This is a genomic window from Buttiauxella sp. JUb87 (assembly GCF_004361975.1).
Taxonomy (GTDB): domain Bacteria; phylum Pseudomonadota; class Gammaproteobacteria; order Enterobacterales; family Enterobacteriaceae; genus Buttiauxella; species Buttiauxella ferragutiae.
In genome coordinates this window covers 91902-104887 of record NZ_SNVY01000010.1, presented here as the reverse complement: position 1 = coordinate 104887, position 12986 = coordinate 91902, and the positions used below count along the sequence as shown (strand labels likewise).

The window sequence follows — 12986 nt, the reverse complement described above, 5'->3', positions numbered from 1 at the left end:
TGGTGGATGACACTACGTTTATCCACCCTACGGTTTTGTAGGTCGGATAAGCGCAGCGTCATCCGACGGGTTTTAGCGGCATTTTGCTTATCCACCCTTCAATTTAGCGCTTACGCCGCTGGAATCGTGACGATTTATCCACAAAATCAAACCATTAAAAACGTAGAACGGCTGGCCGACTTGGTGACTCAACCTTCATTGGCGAACGCCTGGTGGCCCGGTGCGGTGATAAGCGAAAAGCAGGCAACGGCGGTGGCTGAACAACAACACCAGAAATTACTGGCTTCGTTGAGCGCATTAGCCGCCGGGGAAGACGGTGATGATGCGGCGGCAATTAACGGTGTGCGCCAGCAAATGCAGGCCGTTCACGTTACCGGACGCCAGTTTGTTGATCTCGACCCCGACTGGGTACGCGTGCATCCGCGCGCCAATGTCCCGCTGCAAGGCGATTACAGCCTGTGGGTGGGAGGGCAGCCGGCCACCATCACGCTGGTGGGGTTGGTGAGTTCACCAGGGGCGAAGCCTTTTGTGGCAGGGCGCAGCGCGGATGAATATCTCGATGGCATCGACAAACTCAGTGGTGCCGATCGCAGTTTTGCATGGGTTATCTATCCAGATGGCAAAACGCAAAAAGCACCAGTCGCCTACTGGAATAACCGCCACGTCGAACTCACGCCGGGAAGCATCCTGTTTGTCGGCTTTAAAGAGCGCCTGCTTAATTCTGATTTTGAACAAATGAATCAGCAAATCCTTCACTCTCTGACGCATCGGAGACCGGATTGATGAAGAAGAAAACGCTCTACAGTTTGCTGGCGCTGGCAGTTTCATCGGCTTGCCAGGCTGAAACTTTCCCGGCTCCTGTTGGCCCATCGCAATCGGATTTCGGCGGCGTCGGTTTGCTGCAAACTCCCACGGCCCGCATGGCGCGCGAAGGGGAATTTAGCCTCAACTATCGCGATAACGATCAGTACCGCTTTTACTCGGCTTCAGTGCAATTGTTCCCATGGCTGGAAACGACGCTGCGCTACACCGATGTGCGCACCAAACAGTACAGTAGTGTCGACGCTTTCTCGGGCGACCAGACCTACAAAGATAAAGCCTTCGACATGAAAGTCCGTCTTTGGGAGGAAGGGTATTACTTGCCGCAAGTGGCGGTAGGGTTCCGTGACTTAGGCGGTACCGGGCTGTTTGACAGCGAATATATCGTGGCGAGCAAAGCCTGGGGGCCGTTCGATTTTACCCTCGGAATGGGCTGGGGTTACATGGGCACCAGCGGTAACGTGAAAAATCCATTCTGCGAAGTGAGCAATGGTTTTTGCTATCGCGATAACAGCTACAACCAGGCCGGTTCGTTCAACTTTAGCGGCATGTTCCATGGCCCTGCGTCCTTGTTTGGCGGCATCGAATACCAGACTCCGTGGCAACCGCTGCGCCTGAAACTGGAATACGAAGGTAATAATTACACGCAAGATTTTGCCGGGAAACTCGAACAGCGTAGCAACTTTAACGTCGGTGCTATCTACCGCGTCGCCGATTGGGCCGACGTTAACGTCAGCTATGAGCGTGGCAATACCCTGATGTTTGGCGTCACGTTACGTACTAACTTCAACGATTTGCGCCCAGGTTATAACGATAATCGCCGCCCGCAATATCAGCCGCAGCCGCAAGATGAAATTTTGCAACCGACGGTGGTGGCGAATCAGCTCACGCAGCTCAAATACAACGCCGGTCTGGCGAACCCGAATATTCAGGTAAAAGGCGATACCTTGTATGTGACTGGCGAGCAGGTGAAATACCGCGACTCCCACGAAGGGATTGAGCGTGCCAACCGTATCATCATGAACGACCTGCCGGAGAATATCCGCACGGTTCGCATTACCGAAACGCGTCTGAATCTGCCGCAGGTAACGACTGAAACAGACGTTGCGAGTCTGCGTCATCACCTTGAAGGTGAGCCGCTGGGGCATGAAACGCAACTGGTACAAAAGCGCGTTGAGCCGATCATTCCTGAGAAAACCGAGCAGGGTTATTTCATCGATAAATCGAAGCTGAATTTCGCGATTAACCCGGTGCTCAACCAGTCTGTCGGCGGGCCAGAAAGCTTCTATATGTATCAGGTTGGCGTGATGGGCACTGCCGACTGGTGGGTGACGGATCACTTGCTGACCACCGGCAGTCTGTTTGCCAACATCGCCAATAACTACGACAAATTTAACTACACCAATCCTCCGAATGATTCGACGTTGCCGCGTGTACGTACTCACGTCCGTGATTACGTCGAGAACGATATTTACGTCAACAACCTGCAAGCCAACTACTTCCAGTATTTGGGCAACAGCTGGTATGGACAGGTGTACGGCGGTTATCTCGAAACCATGTATGGCGGGGTTGGGGCAGAAGTGTTGTATCGTCCGGTCGACAGTAACTGGGCAATTGGTGCCAATGCCAACTACGTCAAACAGCGTGACTGGACCAGCTCGCTGGACATGATGAAGTTCACCGACTACAGCGCGCCAACTGGCCATATCACCGGTTACTGGACACCACCGTTTGCCGAAGATGTGCTGGTTAAACTCAGCATTGGCCAATATCTGGCAAAAGATAAAGGCGGCACGCTGGAGATCTCGAAACGCTTCGACAGCGGCGTGGTGGTGGGGACGTACGCGACCATTACTAATGTGTCGAAAGAAGAGTACGGGGAAGGGGATTTCACCAAAGGTTTCTACGTCAATGTGCCGTTGGATCTTTTCTCATCATCACCAACCCGCAGCCGCGCGCAAGTGAGCTGGACACCGCTGACGCGTGACGGTGGGCAGATGCTGGGTCGTAAGTTTGAGTTGTATGGGATGACGAGCGATCGGGATATTAATTTCAGGTGATCATGCCCTCACCCTAACCCTCTCCCCCAGGAGAGGGGGGTTCTTCTTCTTTTCTCCCTCGCCCACAGGGAGAGGGCCGGGGTGAGGGGGCAACATAAGCAGAAAAATTAGATTCAGATCACAGTTTTAACGTATAACAACACCTCAATACCCAAACATGAGGCGTTCTTATGACAACCACCCCCCGCGTTGAACTCATCGCTAAAGTTATGCAAACGGTCCTCAATCTGGCGTTGCTTGCGCTCGGCGTAATCCTCATCATCTTCCTGGGTAAAGAAACGCTGCACTTAGCCACCTCGCTGTTTGCGCCCAGCGATCAAGCCAGCAAGTATCAGCTGATTGAAGGGCTGGTGGTTTACTTTCTTTACTTCGAATTTATCGCGTTGATCGTGAAGTACTTTCAATCCGGTTATCACTTCCCACTGCGTTACTTTATCTATATCGGCATCACCGCCATTGTGCGGCTTATCATCATCGACCATAAAGATCCGCGCGATGTATTGATCTACTCGGGGGCGATTTTGTTACTGGTGATCACGCTGTGGTTGTGTAATAGCAGTCGCTTAAAACGAGAATAAAAAAAGGCGGCCCGAAGGCCGCCAGAAATGAGACTAAGTCAAATTGAGGGTTTGCAGTGGCATGACATAAGATGAAGCAATAACTGACAGGAAATCTTATCCTTTCACCCCTCCAGCCGTCAGGCCGCTCACTAGCCAGCGTTGCGCCAGTAAGAACACGACGGTAATCGGGATGGCAGAGAGCACAGCGGCAGCAGCAAAGTCGCCCCACAAATAGTTTTGTGGGTTGAGATATTGCTGCATACCTACCGCCAGGGTGTAGCTGTTGACGTCACGCAGTAACAATGACGCGACTGGCACTTCGGTAATCGCGGCGATAAACGACAGAATAAATACCACTGCCAGAATTGGCACAGACAGCGGCAGCAACACCAGGCGGAAGGCTTGCCATGGAGTTGCACCATCCAGCGCTGCCGCTTCTTCCAGCGAGTTATCGATAGTTTCGAAGTAGCCCTTAATCGTCCACACATGCAGCGCAATACCGCCAAGATAGGCGAAGATCACCCCACCGTGCGTATTCAAACCAATAAACGGAATGTACTGGCCGAGGCGGTCAAACAAGGCATACAACGCCACCAGTGACAATACCGCCGGGAACATCTGGAAAATCAGCATCCCTTTGAGCAACGTGGCTTTGCCAGGGAAACGCATACGGGCAAACGCATAAGCACAAGTGGTTGAAAGCGTGACAATCCCCAGCGCGGTAATCGCCGCAATCTTGATGGAGTTCCACAGCCACAACAGCACCGGGAACGGCGGTGGCGTGACGCTGCCATCGGCATGTTGCACGCTAAAGCCCAGTGCTAATTTCCAGTGCTCCCAGGAGATTTGATCCGGGATCAGGCTGCCAGTGGCGAAGTTACCCGGGCGCAGTGAAATCGCAATCACCATCAGCAGCGGGAACATAATTGCCGCGATAAATATCAGTAGTAGCAGATGCGTGGTAAACAGACGCAGCTTTTGAGATTTGGGTTGAACCATTGCCATGTGAATCGCTCCTTAATCAAACTTCATGCGGGTGGCTTTCAGGTTAACAATCGCTAATGCCCCAACCAGCAGGAAGATAAGCGTTGCGATAGCCGCCGCTAAACCAAAGTCCTGACCGCCGCCGCCTTCAAAGGCAATGCGGTAGGTGTAGCTCACCAGCAAGTCCGTGTAGCCCGCAGGCGTTGTGGTGCCGAGCCTGTCTGGCCCGCCATTGGTTAACAGCTGAATCAGCACGAAGTTGTTAAAGTTAAAGGCAAAGCTGGCAATCATCAGTGGTGTCAGCGGCTTAATCAGCAGCGGCAGCGTGATTTTAAAGAAATTCTGGAATGGGCCTGCACCATCCATTGCCGAAGCTTCGTATAAGTCGTCCGGAATCGCTTTCAACAAGCCCATGCACAAAATCATCATGTATGGATAACCGAGCCAGGTATTGACGATAATTATCATGGAACGTGCGGTGGTTGGGTCGCTAAACCAGGCGGGTTTGATACCAAACAGTGAGCTCAACATCATGTTGATTTCACCGAAACTTTGGTTGAACAACCCTTTGAAAATCAAAATAGAAATAAACGACGGTACCGCGTATGGCAGGATCAACATCACGCGATAAATCGCTTTGCCTTTCAGGGATTCCCACTGCACAACACACGCCAGAATCATGCCGACAGCCACGGTGAGAATCACCGTCAGGATTGAGAAGATCACCGTCCAGACGAAAATCGCCATAAATGGTTTTTGGATGCCTTCATCGTGGAACACACGTAAGAAGTTTTTCCAGCCGATGGTGACGGTGTAGCCCGGGCTTAATTGCTCGTTGCCCCAGTTGCCTTCGGCGTTAACAGACTGATAGAAACCAATATCGTTATTCGGGCGGTATTTAACGCCGCTTTGGTTGTTGGTCAGCTCACCGTTATCCGCCGCCGTATACAGTGGACGGGTGCCGGAAAACTGGCGCAGGGAACTCATGGTCAGCGTGCTTTCATCTGGCATTTGCGCGGTGATTTGCGTCAATGCCGCGCGGTTTTGCGTGATCACGCGCAGATTGGCTTTTTCGCCCGTTGGCAGCGCATCCGCTTCTTTCAATTTCAGGTGCTGCTCGCCGCCAAATTTAAAGGCGTCGGAGAGGTAATTTTTGCCAGTTTCTCCGTCGGTGAGGGCCAGTTGCCACTCATCGCCCGCCGGATAAAGGCCGAAGTTAAAGGTTTTGCCCGCCTGATATTGGCGGTCCATCAGCACTTCCTGTGCCCGTTCCTGGGTCAACTGGTTGGTGCTGCTGTAGTTGGTGAAGGCGATGGCGATGGTACAAACCAATGGGAACAGGACAAACAGCCCCATACCAGCCATTCCAGGGTAAACATAACGCCAGGCATAAGCCTTACGGTTGGCAAAAATATAGAGGCCAGCTGAGCTTAAAATCAGCGTCATGATGGCAAACAGGTACTCCCCCTGGGCGTACATTATGACAATAAGATAACCAACCAGCAGTCCCATCAGGCCGATGACTGACCACTTCAGTACATCGCTTTGCCACCAGTGGCTCTTTTTAACAACATCCATGGGGTCTTCCTCTACCTCTACAACTTATCATCTGAAACCACCCTCACCCTAACCCTCTCCCTTAGGGAGAGGGGATTGCGCGGTTCTCACCGTCCCCTGAGCTGGAGGGGATTGCTCGGTTATCTCCCTCGCCCCAACGGGGAGAGGGCCGGGGTGAGGGGGAATGACTTACTTAGTAATACGTCCCTGAGCATCTTTCAGCGCTTCATCAACAGTCTGACGACCGCTAACTGCGTTGATGACGGCGGTGCGTGTGGCATACCAGAAGGCGGCCATTTGCGGGATGTTAGGCATGATTTCGCCTTTTTGGGCGTTATCCATGGTGGCAGCGATACGTGGATCTTTCGCCAGTTGATCCTGGTAAGATTTCAGAGCAACTGCGCCCAATGGCTTGTCTTTGTTGACTTCAGCCAGGCCCTGGTCGGTCATCAGGTAGTTTTCCAGGAACTCTTTCGCCAGTTCTTTGTTCGGGCTAGCCGCATTGATACCGGCACTCAGCACACCAACGAACGGTTTAGATGCTTTGCCTTTGAAGGTTGGCAGCAGCGCTACGCCGTAATTGATTTTGCTCTTATCGATGTTGGACCATGCCCACGGGCCGTTAATCGTCATCGCGGTTTCGCCTTTGTTAAAGGCCGCTTCTGCGATGGAGTAATCGGTATCCGCATTCATTTGTTTGTTTTTAATCATGTCGACCAGGAAGGTCAGGCCCGCTTTCGCGCCTGGGCTGTCCACGCCGACATCTTTCACGTCATATTTGCCGTTTTCGAGTTTGAACGCGTAACCACCGTCAGCAGCAATCAGTGGCCAGGTGAAGTACGGTTCTTGCAGGTTGAACATCAACGCGCTCTTACCTTTGGCTTTCAGCTGCTTATCCAGAGCCGGGATTTCTTCCCAGGTTTTTGGCGGGTTAGGGACTAAGTCTTTGTTATAAATCAGAGATAGTGCTTCAACCGCGACTGGGTAAGCAATAATTTTGCCGTTGTAACGAACTGCGTCCCAGGTAAACGGATACAGTTTGTCCTGGAAAGCTTTGTCTGGAGTGATTTCGGCCAGCAGGCCAGATTGTGCGTAACCACCGAAACGGTCGTGCGCCCAGAAGATAATGTCAGGGCCATCGCCGGTCGCCGCGACTTGTGGGAATTTCTCTTCCAGTTTGTCCGGGTGCTCGATGGTCACTTTAATGCCCGTGTCTTTCTCAAACTTTTTACCCACTTCGGCCAGGCCGTTATAGCCTTTGTCACCGTTAATCCAGATGACCAGTTTGCCTTCTTCTATTTTTGCCAGTGCAGAGGCGGAAAACATCATCGTTGTCAGGGCAGACAGAGCGAGGATGCGGGCGCCAGTTTTAATTTTCATATGTTCCCATCCTTTGAATGGTGGTTTGCGCGTGGATACATCAGGTCAAGCTAGTGGCGTTACGGTTGCCAGTTTGCGCAGATGGCAAGTGCTTCTCATCCTCCTTAGCCCTACGCCCCACCCCGATTATCTGTGATCCCCATTACATAACTGGCAGTTATGTGTCCTGGAGCACACAAAACCACCCGGTTTTTTGAAACCACGATCACGAAAATCTCTTGTGCCGACTGTAACCGGTTGCAGAAACTCACTTCTCATCCTCCCGCCTCCTCCCCCATAAAAAACATCAGGGTGGAGGAGTTACCAAATGTATAGATCCGTCATAGTCCGACACATCTTGAATCACCTGCCCATTAGCATCGTGACGGAATGAATGAAGGGAGAAGTACATGGCAAGCGTACAGCTACGGAACGTAACAAAAGCCTGGGGGGATGTGGTGGTATCGAAAGATATCAATCTGGACATCCAGGAAGGTGAGTTTGTAGTTTTTGTTGGTCCGTCAGGCTGCGGTAAATCCACACTGTTGCGCATGATCGCTGGGCTGGAAACCATCACCAGTGGTGATTTGTTCATTGGTGAAACTCGCATGAACGACATTCCTCCCGCAGAGCGCGGTGTTGGCATGGTGTTCCAGTCTTATGCCCTGTATCCCCATCTTTCTGTTGCAGAAAACATGTCCTTTGGGCTGAAGTTGGCCGGTGCCAAGAAAAGCGAAATTAATCAGCGAGTCACACAAGTTTCAGAAACGTTGCAGCTGGCCCATTTATTAGATCGCCGCCCAAAAGCACTGTCTGGCGGACAACGTCAGCGTGTTGCCATTGGCCGTACGCTGGTGGCAGAACCGCGTGTCTTCCTGCTCGATGAACCACTTTCTAACCTTGATGCGGCACTGCGTGTGCAGATGCGTATTGAGATCTCCCGACTGCACAAACGTCTTGGACGCACCATGGTTTATGTCACCCACGATCAGGTCGAAGCGATGACGCTGGCCGACAAAATTGTGGTACTGGACGCAGGCCGCGTGGCGCAAGTCGGTAAACCGCTCGAGCTGTATCACTACCCGGCGGACCGTTTTGTTGCGGGCTTTATTGGCTCGCCAAAAATGAACTTCCTGCCAGTGAAAGTGACCGCCACTGCGATTGATCAGGTACAGGTTGAATTACCAAACCGTCAGCAAGTTTGGCTGCCGGTAGAGAGCAAAGAAGTCCAGGTCGGCGCCAATATGTCTCTGGGCATTCGCCCGGAACATCTGCTGCCAAGCGATATCGCTGACGTCACGCTTGAAGGCGAAGTTCAGGTGGTTGAGCAACTCGGTCATGAAACTCAGATTCACATCCAAATCCCCGCCATCCGTCAGAACCTGGTGTACCGCCAGAATGACGTGGTGTTGGTAAAAGAGGGTGCCACATTCGCTATTGGCTTGCCGCCAGAGCGTTGCCATCTGTTCCGTGAGGATGGCACTGCATGTCGTCGGCTGCATCAAGAGCCAGGTGTTTAAGCATTCCCATAAAAAAGAAAAGCAATGATTCAGGAGATAGAACGATGATTACTCTGCGCAAACTCCCACTGGCAGTTGCCGTAGCAGCAGGCGTTATGTCTGTTCAGGCTCTGGCTGTGGACTTCCACGGTTACGCCCGTTCTGGTATCGGCTGGACCGGTAGCGGCGGACCACAAGAATGCTTCCAGGCAACTGGTGCTCAATCTAAATATCGTCTGGGTAACGAATGTGATACTTACGCAGAAATTAAATTAGGCCAGGAAGTGTGGAAAGAAGGCGATAAGAGCTTCTACTTCGACTCCAACATTGCCTACAACTCATCACAGTTGAACGACTGGGAAAACGATAACACTCCAGCCATCCGTGAATTCAACGTGCAGGGTAAAAACCTTATCGATTCTCTGCCAGGCGCAAACATGTGGGCAGGTAAGCGTTTCTACCAACGTCATGACGTTCACATGATTGACTTCTACTACTGGGATATTTCTGGTCCTGGTGCGGGTCTGGAAAACATTGACGTCGGCGCAGGTAAACTTTCCTTCGCGGCCACTCGTTCTACAGAGTCTGGCGGTTCTTCTGCGAATGCGGAATTCGACCCGGCTACTGGCGAGCGTACATATAACAATAAAGTACCAAACGACGTGTTTGACGTGCGTTGGGCTGGTTTAGAAATTAACGACGGCGGCACACTGGAGCTGGGCGTTGATTACGGTCACACCAACATTCCTGACGATTACTACCTGGAACCAGGTGCGTCGAAAGATGGTTGGATGCTGACTGCAGAACATACGCAAAGTATGTTGAAAGGCTTTAACAAATTCGTTGTGCAGTATGCAACTGACTCTATGACTTCGCAGGGCAAAGGCCAGGCGCAGGGCGGTAGCGTTAACAACGACGGCAGCATGATCCGTGTCCTCGACCACGGCGCAATCACGCTGGCAGACAAATGGGACCTGATGTACGTCGGTATGTACCAGAACCTGGATATGGATGATAACCAGGGGACTGAATGGTACACCATCGGTATTCGTCCAATGTACAAATGGACGCCAATCATGAGTACCTTGCTGGAACTTGGCTACGACAACGTGAAATCCCAGGAAACTGGCGATCGCAACGGTCAGTACAAAATTACCCTGGCACAACAATGGCAAGCAGGTGACAGCATCTGGTCACGTCCGGCACTGCGTCTGTTTGCAACTTATGCCCGTTGGGATGAGCAGTGGGGTTACGCGAAAGACGCTAACGGCGACGCCACTCGCTTTGCCATCGCAGACAACACTGGTAACGGTAACTTCTCTACCAGCCGCGGCGATAACGACGAGTTCTCCTTCGGTGCCCAGATGGAAATCTGGTGGTAATACGGCTTTAACCTAATGTTATGAAACGATGAGGGGTTCGCCACTGAACCCCTCGTTATTACCCTTGTATGCCAATGCCTGTTTCGATGGAAAGCGCTATTGCCTGGCTAACTTTCCACCGATTTCCCATTGAGGTTGATAACAATGAAAATGAAAAAAAGTCTCCTGGCACTCTGCTTATCCGCAGGGTTGTTCGCAAGCATGCCTGGCTTAAGCCTGGCCAATGTTAATATCGTGCCGCAGGATCTTTCTGCTGCACCTGCTATCCCGTCTTCCGCATTGCAACAGCTGCAATGGATCCCGGTTGATCAAACCCAAACCCAAAAGACTAATCTCGCAACCACCGGCCAGAGCTTGAATGCCGGTGATATCACCGGGCCAGTTGCGGCCTACAGCGTACCGGCAAGTATCGGGGAGCTGACGATTACGCTCTCAAGTATCGTGAATAAAGATACGGTATTTGCACCAAACGTGTTGGTATTTGACCAAAACATGACGCCTGCTGCTTATTTCCCATCGGCTTTCTTTGCCTATCAGGAACCGGGAGTGTTGTCTTTAAATCGCCTGGAAGGCGTCATGAAATTAACCCCAGCACTGGGGCAACAAAAACTTTATTTGTTGGTGTTCACCACCAATAAAGACCTGCAACAAACCACCACGATGGTTGACCCTGCAAAAGCCTATGCCAGGGGCAACGGTAATGCGGTACCAGATATTCCTGATCCGATTGCACGCCATGGTACTGAAGGTGAAATTTCACTTAAGGTCAAAACTTCTTCAAGTTCCAGTATTTTAGTTGGGCCGCTGTTTGGTTCATCAGGCCCAGGCCCGGTAACGGTCGGTAATACCGCCGCACCAGCCACCACTTACACTGCACCTGCGGCAGTGGCAACAACCGCCGTAGTGGCTCCAGCTCCGGCACCTGCGCCAGTAGTGGCTCCAGCTGCGAAAAAAGAGCCCGTGCTGAGTGATACGGAAACCTATTTCAACCAGGCAATCAAACAAGCAGTAGCCGCAGGTGATGTTGATAAAGCCCTGAAACTACTGGATGAAGCTGAACGCCTGGGCTCGACTACTGCCCGTAAAACTTTTATCAGCAGTGTAAAAGGCAAGGGGTAAGCGTTTCCCCGCAGTGCTGATGTTTGAGGTTTGGTGCGCTCACTGAGCGCACCTTTTTTTGCCCGTCATATTTCGAGCTGCCTCGGCGTTGGCTGCTCTCACTCACCCTAATCACTTACTCTAGTAAGCTCATAGGGATTCGTTCGTTTGCCGCCTTGATTCAACTCGAATGATTTAGAAGGTTTCTGAACTGTTAAATCATCCCCGCTATACCCATTCTGCGTTACAATGACTGCCGGTTTTGTTTCGGAGAAATTCACATGTCTGACGCGCTTTCGCCACTGCGCGCCTTACGTTTTGAGGCTACGATTCCAGAGGAGCTGAGCGCATCGCTTCTTGACTGGTTGTTGCTTGAAGACTCAATGACTAAACGCTTTGAACAGTATTGTTCGCGAGTCACTGTTCGTATTGTGCGTGAAGGTTTTTTCGATTCACCTGTCGATTTTCCGGAAGCTGATATGATGCCTGAAGCCAAACGCTACTGGCTGCGTGAAGTTGTGCTCTGCGGTGACGATGAACCCTGGTTGCTGGGGCGCACCGTTGTACCAGAATCCACTCTTGAAGGGCCGGAGCTGGCTTTGCAACAGCTCGGCACCACGCCACTCGGGCGTTATCTATTTAGTGCATCATCCCTGACACGGGATTTTATTGAGATTGGTCGTAGTGCGGAGCTGTGGGGGCGTCGTTCCCGTCTGAGATTAGCCGGAAAGCCATTGGTGCTGACCGAACTATTCCTTCCCGCTTCGCCGTTGTATGCAGAGGAAAAATAATGGAGTGGAGTCTTAAACAGGGCAAATGGCAGGCCTGGCAACGCCTGATGAGGCTGGATAAGCCGATTGGCTCGCTTTTACTGTTATGGCCCACTTTATGGGCGTTATGGCTCGCGACACCGGGTGTCCCACCACTGACCATTTTATGTGTGTTTATCGCCGGAGTCTGGATGATGCGCGCCGCGGGTTGTGTGGTAAACGACTACGCCGATCGCAAGTTTGATGGCCACGTAAAACGCACCGCCCACCGTCCGCTACCGAGCGGAGCAGTCAGCGAAAAAGAAGCGCGTATCCTGTTTGTGGTACTGGTGTTGCTGTCGTTTTTACTGGTGCTGACGCTTAACACGATGACAATTTTATTGTCGGTGGCGGGGTTAGCATTAGCCTGGGTTTATCCCTTTATGAAACGTTACACCCATTTGCCACAAGTGGTGTTGGGTGCGGCGTTCGGTTGGTCCATCCCGATGGCATTTGCTGCGGTTAGCGAATCTGTACCGCTAAGTTGTTGGCTGATGTTTTTGACCAATATTTGCTGGGCGGTCGCTTACGACACGCAATATGCGATGGTTGATCGCGATGATGACCTGAAAATTGGCATCAAATCCACGGCGATACTGTTCGGGCGCTATGACAATGTGATTATCGGGATTTTGCAGATTGCGGTGATGGTTTTGCTGGCGGTGATTGGCTGGTTAAACGGATTAGGCGGGGCATTCTACTGGTCTATTGCGCTGGCGGGGGCACTGTTTATCCATCAGCAGCGTTTGACGGCGAATCGCGCTCGCGATGCTTGTTTCCGCGCATTCCTGAATAATAACTACGTTGGCCTGGTGTTGTTTATTGGCCTGGTGTTGAGTTACGTGCACTTCTAATATCA

The 12986-nt window shown here is 51.8% G+C and carries 11 protein-coding genes; 8 read left to right on the top strand and 3 right to left on the bottom strand.

Annotated features, from left to right (window positions below):
• The first annotated feature begins 6 nt into the window (after positions 1–6).
• From EC843_RS21695 to psiE, 3 genes are all read left to right on the top strand, one after another.
• On the top strand, positions 7–783 hold the full coding sequence (locus EC843_RS21695) for a capsule biosynthesis GfcC D2 domain-containing protein (RefSeq protein WP_133523054.1): 777 nt from the start codon (positions 7–9) through the stop codon (positions 781–783).
• The gene (locus EC843_RS21690) at positions 783–2879 is read left to right on the top strand and encodes a YjbH domain-containing protein (RefSeq protein WP_121814539.1); all 2097 of its coding nucleotides are present in this window, start codon (positions 783–785) and stop codon (positions 2877–2879) included. Before EC843_RS21695 ends, EC843_RS21690 begins: the two co-directional genes overlap by 1 nt.
• 170 nt (positions 2880–3049) lie before the next feature.
• Positions 3050–3457, top strand: a complete 408-nt coding sequence (gene psiE, locus EC843_RS21685) for a phosphate-starvation-inducible protein PsiE (RefSeq protein ID WP_064541267.1) — start codon at positions 3050–3052, stop codon at positions 3455–3457.
• Between the two features lie 96 nt (positions 3458–3553).
• Here psiE and malG read toward each other — a convergent pair whose 3' ends face one another.
• The 3 genes from malG to malE all read right to left on the bottom strand — a co-directional run bounded on the left by malG (position 3554) and on the right by malE (position 7360).
• Positions 3554–4444, bottom strand: coding sequence for a maltose ABC transporter permease MalG (gene malG, locus EC843_RS21680; RefSeq protein ID WP_034492378.1), 891 nt, complete (start codon positions 4442–4444; stop codon positions 3554–3556).
• Positions 4445–4456: 12 nt separating this feature from the next.
• Complete coding sequence (gene malF, locus EC843_RS21675) at positions 4457–6001, bottom strand: maltose ABC transporter permease MalF (RefSeq protein WP_064541264.1); 1545 nt, start codon at positions 5999–6001, stop codon at positions 4457–4459.
• Between the two features lie 168 nt (positions 6002–6169).
• Positions 6170–7360, bottom strand: a complete 1191-nt coding sequence (gene malE / locus EC843_RS21670; protein WP_064541261.1) for a maltose/maltodextrin ABC transporter substrate-binding protein MalE — start codon at positions 7358–7360, stop codon at positions 6170–6172.
• Positions 7361–7749: 389 nt separating this feature from the next.
• Here malE and malK point away from each other — a divergent pair, with 389 nt between their 5' ends.
• The 5 genes from malK to ubiA all read left to right on the top strand — a co-directional run bounded on the left by malK (position 7750) and on the right by ubiA (position 12981).
• Positions 7750–8859 (top strand): maltose/maltodextrin ABC transporter ATP-binding protein MalK, encoded by a 1110-nt coding sequence (malK, locus tag EC843_RS21665; RefSeq protein WP_064541259.1) that lies wholly within the window; start codon positions 7750–7752, stop codon positions 8857–8859.
• A gap of 44 nt (positions 8860–8903) precedes the next feature.
• Positions 8904–10220, top strand: coding sequence for a maltoporin (locus tag EC843_RS21660; protein WP_064541256.1), 1317 nt, complete (start codon positions 8904–8906; stop codon positions 10218–10220).
• Between the two features lie 144 nt (positions 10221–10364).
• Positions 10365–11339 (top strand): maltose operon protein MalM, encoded by a 975-nt coding sequence (malM, locus tag EC843_RS21655; protein ID WP_064541254.1) that lies wholly within the window; start codon positions 10365–10367, stop codon positions 11337–11339.
• Between the two features lie 260 nt (positions 11340–11599).
• Positions 11600–12109: a chorismate lyase gene (gene ubiC, locus EC843_RS21650; protein ID WP_064541251.1), complete on the top strand. Its 510-nt coding sequence runs from the start codon at positions 11600–11602 to the stop codon at positions 12107–12109.
• Positions 12109–12981 (top strand): 4-hydroxybenzoate octaprenyltransferase, encoded by an 873-nt coding sequence (gene ubiA, locus EC843_RS21645; protein ID WP_133523048.1) that lies wholly within the window; start codon positions 12109–12111, stop codon positions 12979–12981. The genes ubiC and ubiA overlap by 1 nt, the downstream gene beginning before the upstream one ends.
• Positions 12982–12986: the final 5 nt, after the last annotated feature.

Excerpts from the sequence above, each read along its gene's own strand:
- EC843_RS21695 (WP_133523054.1), top strand. The coding sequence starts at position 7 with ATGACACTACGTTTATCCACCCTACGGTTTTGTAGGTCGGATAAGCGC.
- EC843_RS21690 (WP_121814539.1), top strand. The coding sequence starts at position 783 with ATGAAGAAGAAAACGCTCTACAGTTTGCTGGCGCTGGCAGTTTCATCG.
- psiE (WP_064541267.1), top strand. The coding sequence starts at position 3,050 with ATGACAACCACCCCCCGCGTTGAACTCATCGCTAAAGTTATGCAAACG.
- malG (WP_034492378.1), bottom strand. The coding sequence starts at position 4,444 with ATGGCAATGGTTCAACCCAAATCTCAAAAGCTGCGTCTGTTTACCACG.
- malF (WP_064541264.1), bottom strand. The coding sequence starts at position 6,001 with ATGGATGTTGTTAAAAAGAGCCACTGGTGGCAAAGCGATGTACTGAAG.
- malE (WP_064541261.1), bottom strand. The coding sequence starts at position 7,360 with ATGAAAATTAAAACTGGCGCCCGCATCCTCGCTCTGTCTGCCCTGACA.
- malK (WP_064541259.1), top strand. The coding sequence starts at position 7,750 with ATGGCAAGCGTACAGCTACGGAACGTAACAAAAGCCTGGGGGGATGTG.
- EC843_RS21660 (WP_064541256.1), top strand. The coding sequence starts at position 8,904 with ATGATTACTCTGCGCAAACTCCCACTGGCAGTTGCCGTAGCAGCAGGC.
- malM (WP_064541254.1), top strand. The coding sequence starts at position 10,365 with ATGAAAATGAAAAAAAGTCTCCTGGCACTCTGCTTATCCGCAGGGTTG.
- ubiC (WP_064541251.1), top strand. The coding sequence starts at position 11,600 with ATGTCTGACGCGCTTTCGCCACTGCGCGCCTTACGTTTTGAGGCTACG.
- ubiA (WP_133523048.1), top strand. The coding sequence starts at position 12,109 with ATGGAGTGGAGTCTTAAACAGGGCAAATGGCAGGCCTGGCAACGCCTG.